The organism is Micromonospora sp. NPDC047753, assembly GCF_040642735.1.
Classification (GTDB): domain Bacteria; phylum Actinomycetota; class Actinomycetes; order Mycobacteriales; family Micromonosporaceae; genus Micromonospora.
This window is the reverse complement of sequence record NZ_JBEYSL010000492.1, coordinates 1-5,004: the sequence shown is the minus strand read 5'-3', so window position 1 is coordinate 5,004 and position 5,004 is coordinate 1. Positions and strand designations below refer to the sequence as shown.

At 71.2% G+C, this 5,004-nt stretch carries 5 protein-coding genes; 4 read left to right on the top strand and 1 reads right to left on the bottom strand.

From position 1 onward, the window contains the following. On the bottom strand, positions 1-939 hold a 939-nt coding region (locus ABZ749_RS29295), incomplete at its 3' end, for an NAD-dependent epimerase/dehydratase family protein (RefSeq protein WP_357233460.1). 269 nt (positions 940-1,208) lie between these two features. Here ABZ749_RS29295 and ABZ749_RS29290 point away from each other — a divergent pair. The 4 genes from ABZ749_RS29290 to ABZ749_RS29275 form a co-directional block, all read left to right on the top strand. After that, positions 1,209-2,270, top strand: a complete 1,062-nt coding sequence (locus ABZ749_RS29290; RefSeq protein ID WP_357233458.1) for a sugar transferase — start codon at positions 1,209-1,211, stop codon at positions 2,268-2,270. Further along, positions 2,263-3,828, top strand: a complete 1,566-nt coding sequence (locus ABZ749_RS29285) for a lipopolysaccharide biosynthesis protein (protein WP_357233456.1) — start codon at positions 2,263-2,265, stop codon at positions 3,826-3,828. Before ABZ749_RS29290 ends, ABZ749_RS29285 begins: the two co-directional genes overlap by 8 nt. Continuing rightward, positions 3,825-4,673: a class I SAM-dependent methyltransferase gene (locus ABZ749_RS29280; protein WP_357233454.1), complete on the top strand. Its 849-nt coding sequence runs from the start codon at positions 3,825-3,827 to the stop codon at positions 4,671-4,673. The genes ABZ749_RS29285 and ABZ749_RS29280 overlap by 4 nt, the downstream gene beginning before the upstream one ends. After that, positions 4,673-5,004, top strand: a 332-nt coding sequence (locus ABZ749_RS29275) for a hypothetical protein (RefSeq protein WP_357233452.1), incomplete at its 3' end; no start/stop codon positions are given. The genes ABZ749_RS29280 and ABZ749_RS29275, both read left to right, overlap by 1 nt.

The following is a 5,004-nucleotide window of genomic DNA, read 5'->3' as shown; positions in this document are numbered from 1 at the left end:
CGGGTACCACCCGAGCAGCTCGCGCGCCTTCCTGGTGTCCAGCGCCATGTTGCGCACCTCGCCCGGCCAGGGCAGCGGCTCGTACCGGGCCGCGTTGCCGACGCCGGACGCCTCCCGGACCGTGTCGTAGACCTCGTTGACGCTCGTCTGCCGACCCGAGGCGATGTTGACCAGACCTATCCCGGGGTGGTGACAGGCGACGGCGATCGCCTCGGCGACGTCGCTGACATGGATGAAGTCCCGGGTCTGCGTACCGTCGTCGTAGATCACCACCTGCCGGCCGCCGAGCAGCGCGTCGGCCATCAGGGACACCACGCCGCAGTCGCTGCCCTCCTGCCGAGGTCCGTAGACATTGCCGAACACCATCGAGGTGTACGGCAGCCCGTGCTGACGCCCGTACCAGTCGAGGTAGTGCACGCCGGCGGCCTTGCTGACGCCGTACGGGCTCACCGGGGCGATCGGATGGTCCTCCCGGACCGGCAGGTCGTGGGCGGCGACGCTGCCGAAGATGGCACTGCTGGCCGCATTGATCAGCAGCCGCACGCCGCCACGGGCGCAGGCGTCCAGCACGTTGACGGTGCCGAAGACGTTCACGTCGGCGTCGTACAGGGGTGACCGACGGGCCGCGGGAACGCTGGGCTGCGCGGCGAGGTGCACCACCACGTCCGGCTGCCACTGGTGGATGACCTCGACACCCTCCGGCGTACGGATGTCTCCCGAGACGACGTCGGCCTCGGTCAGTCCGCCGTACGCGGCATCGGCCAGGTTCTCGATCCGACCGGTGGAGAAGTTGTCGAGCACCCGGACCTGACTGCCCATCAACATCAGCCGGGCGACCACGTGGCTGCCGATGAAGCCGGCGCCTCCGGTCACCAGCACGCGTCCGGGGATCAGGTCCTTCGGCGGGTCGACACCGACGGCAACAACTGGCTGGTCCATGTGGAACTCCTTGGAACGACGGGGTTGTCGGCCCTCAGCGGCAACCGGACGGCCGGCACGACCGTAACCCACTGAATACCCACCAAAGGGATGTTTCGCCCAATGGTTTGGGCAGCTATGCGAGGTTCTGGACAAGAAGTCCTGTTTTTGCCTATCCGGGACTAATGGGGCATTTGTGACTAGTAGCTTACTTCCGGGGTGCTCGTCCGCATGCCCTCAGGCACCTGACGGAGAAGGAGGTCGGCGCGTTGAGAAAGACCCCGGGACCCGTGACCGCGGACTCAGCTCCGTTGCCGGGCAACGACAGCGCGACCTCCCACGGCCTCACCGGGACACCGGGGTCCGACACGCGAAAACGGCCGGAGATCCCGCTGCAGCTTCAGGAGTTGTTCACCCGCTACGAGCAGGCCACCCGCTCCGAACAGCACAGGCGGCGGGCCCGCGTGGTGGTGCTCGAGGCGAACGACGCGGCCACCACGCCCGACCGCCTCGACGAGGAGTTCGACGTGGCCGTCCGACTGCCGGTGCCGGTCTGCGCCGAGGAACTCGCCGGAGTGCTGGCCGGCGTCCGCCCTCGACTCCTGTTGCTCAAGCACTCCCTGGAGAGCATCGACGACCGCATCATCACCAGTTGCATGAGTGCCGGCGTCGAGATCATGGTGCTGGCCCGTCCCGTCTACGGTCTGCTGCGGGCACCCGCGATGGCGCGCTTCGGTGGGCTGCCCTGGATCCGGCTGGGTTCGGGCGGCGCCGGCCGACCCCGAGGCGAGCGGCTCAAGCGGTTCTTCGACCTCGGCGTGATCCTGCTCAGTGCCCTCGTGGTGATCCCACTGATCGCGGTGATCGCGGCCGTGGTGTCGTTCACCGGCCCACCGTTCTACCTCCAGCAACGCGTCGGCACGGGTGGCCGCCTGTTCCGGGTGGTCAAGTTCCGGACCATGCGGGTCGGCGCCGAGCAGACCACCGGCCCGGTCCTGGCCCTGCCGGACGACGTCCGGATCACCCGACTGGGTCGCTGGCTACGACGGTCCCGGCTGGACGAGTTGCCCCAGCTCTGGAACGTGCTGCGCGGCGAGATGAGCCTCGTCGGGCCTCGCCCGGAACGACCGGAGTTCATCGCCGGCTTCACCCGGTTGCCCGACTACGACCTGCGGCACCTGATCCGGCCGGGCCTGACCGGCATCGCGCAGCTCACCGGCGGATACGCGGCCACAGTGGAGGAGAAGCTCCGCTGTGACCTGCTCTACCTCAACTGCCGCTCCATGCGGGTCGACCTCACCCTGCTCCTGCTGACAGTGGTCGAGCTGTTCCGGGGGTTCCCCCGTGGCTGACACGACCCACGCCGTCGAAACCCGGGTCACCCGCAACACGGCCAGCATGCTGGCCGCGCGGGTGATCATGGCGGTGTCCGGGCTGGTCTCGGTGCCCGTCATCTACCAGCGGCTCGGGCCGCGGGAGTTCGGAATCTGGGTCGTGCTCGCCGGTCTGCTGGCGATGGCCGCCCTGATCGACCTCGGCCTCGGCTCCGCACTGGTCCGAGAGGTCGCCCGAGCCGAGAGCGCGGCCGACCGGGACCTGGTACGTCGGCTGCTCGGGCTGGGGCTGGGCTGGGCCCTGCTGCTGGGCCTGCTCACCCTCGGGGCGCTCGGTGCCGGCTGGCCGTGGCTCGCCGGGCTGCTGCGCCTCGGCGACCTGGCCGACGAGGCGTGGCAGGCCACCCTCTGGCTGGTCGTCGGCCTGGTGGCCGGCGCCGTGGAGCTGCCGTGGCGGGCCGTACTCGAAGGCGGCCAACGGTACGGGTCACTCGCCGCGATCAGCGCCGGCACCGCGATCCTCGGGGCAGCCCTCGCCATCCTGGTGGTACGCCTCGGCGGCGGCCTGGTGGCGTTGGCCGCCTCGGCCGCCGCGACCGGGGCGATCCGTACCCTGCTGCTCGCCGCGACAACCCACCGCCAGTGCCCGGACCTGTCCCCACTGTGGGGGCGAACGGACCTGGCCGACATCCGCCGCATCGGCGGCTACGGCCTGCGGGTGCAGGTCTCCAGTGGCGCCGGCATGGTCAACGTGGAGCTGGACCGCCTCGTCCTCGGTGGTGCCTTCGGCCCCGCCGTGGCCGGCGGTTTCGACCTGGGCGGTCGCCTGCTCAACCTGCTCCGTCTGCCCCCGGGTTTCGCCCTCATCGTGCTGTTCCCCGCGGCGGTCGCCCGCACGGTGTCCCGGGGCACCGGCTGGCTGGACCGGTTCTACCTGGCCGCCACCCGGTACCTCGCGCTGTTCCTGGCCCCGGCCACCGCCGCGCTGATGGTCAGCGCCGATCCGCTGGTCCGGCTCTGGCTGGGCCACCAGGTCCCGTGGGCCGCGGCGAACATCATGATCCTCGCGCCCGCGTACGCCCTCAACCTGATCACCGGGGCGGCGACGATCGCGGCCCGCGCCGAGGGCCGACCCGGGTTGGAGACGCGGTACGTACTGCTCTCCGTCGTCCTCAACCTGGTCCTGACCGTGCCGATGCTGCTGCTGTGCGGGCCGCTCGGCGTACCGCTGTCGACAGCGCTGGCGGTGGTGCTCAGCACCGGGTACTTCCTGGTCTACTTCCACAGCGCCACGGCCCGGCCGCTGGCCCCGCTGGCGCGGGCGATCTGGCCGCCGCTCGCCGCGGCTGTCGCGGCCGGGTTGGTCACGGCGGCGGCCAGCCAGTTCCTGCCGGGCGGTCCGGGACGCCTCGACGCCGCCCTCGCCGTGTCGTCCCGGGCGGGTCTGACAGTGCTCGTCGCCGGCGCGCTGCTGATCGCCGGCGGGCACCTGGGCGCGAGCGACCGGATGCGACTGCACCGGCTGCTGCACGCGCCGACGGCAGTGCTGTCGCCGAGCACGGGCGGTCCGCGATGAGCGTCGACCACCGCACCGCGCGGTGCGTGCTGTGTGGGCCACGGCAGGCCCACCTGCCCCGACTCGGCGGGCTGCTGCGCCGCTGCGAAGGCTGCGGCTTCAGCTGGACCGCGCAGGAGCAGGCCACCGAGGACGGGCGATACGACGAGGACTACTTCGCTGAGGGTGGTTACGACGACTACTTCCGGGCCGCGCCACGCCGGTTCGAGGCACGGCGGCGGCTGCGCTGGCTGCTCTCCACCGTCCGCCCCACAGTGCTGCTCGAAGCCGGCTGCGCGGGGGGTTACTTCCTCGAAGCCGCCCACCAGGCCGGAATCACCGCCAGCGGCATCGAAGTCAGCCACGCCGCCGCCAGCTTCGCCCGCGACCACCTCCACATGCCCGTACGCCAGGGCTACTTCGAAACCATCGCACCCACCCTCACCGCCGACGTCGTCTGCGCCTTCCACGTCCTCGAACACGTCGAAGACCCCCGCGCCTTCCTGCACGCCGCACACACCGCCCTCACCCCCGGCGGCTGGCTCGCCCTCGAAGTACCCAACATCGCCTCCGCCGCCGCCAACCGACTCGGCACCGACTGGCCGGGCCTGCAACCGCGCTACCACCGCTGGCACTTCACCCCCGACACCCTGGTCCGGCTGGTGACCGACCTCGGCTTCGAGGTGGTCCGGCAGGACACCACCGTCTTCCGCTACTACATGCCGCTCGCCTACCGGCTGCGGCACGCCCGACATCTACTCCCCGCCGACGTGCTCGGGCTCCGCTCACCGCGGTTGACCCACCCACGCCTCGGCGACCTGCTTCGGGTGATCGCCCGGGCGCCACGAACCGGACGGAGCACCTGATGAAACTCGATGGGATCGAGCTGGTCCGCTGCCAGCTCTGCGGCCGCGCCGGTGGGCACTCGCCGACCCTCGGCGAGCTGCTGTGGAGCTGCCCGGACTGCGGCTTCGTCTGGACCGCGGGCAGCGCCCCGGCTCCCGAGGAGCTGTACGACGAGGCCTACTACACGACGGACGGGTACCAGGACTACTTCGCCTCCGCCGGTCAGCGCCGGTTCGAGGCGAGCCGACGGCTGCGCTGGCTGCTCTCCACCGTCCGCCCCACAGTGCTGCTCGAAGCCGGCTGCGCGGGGGGTTACTTCCTCGCGTCGTCGCCGGTCGCGGTGATCGGGCC

Coding starts and splice junctions, on each gene's coding strand:
- ABZ749_RS29280 (WP_357233454.1), top strand. CDS start 3,825: ATGAGCGTCGACCACCGCACCGCGCGGTGCGTGCTGTGTGGGCCACGG.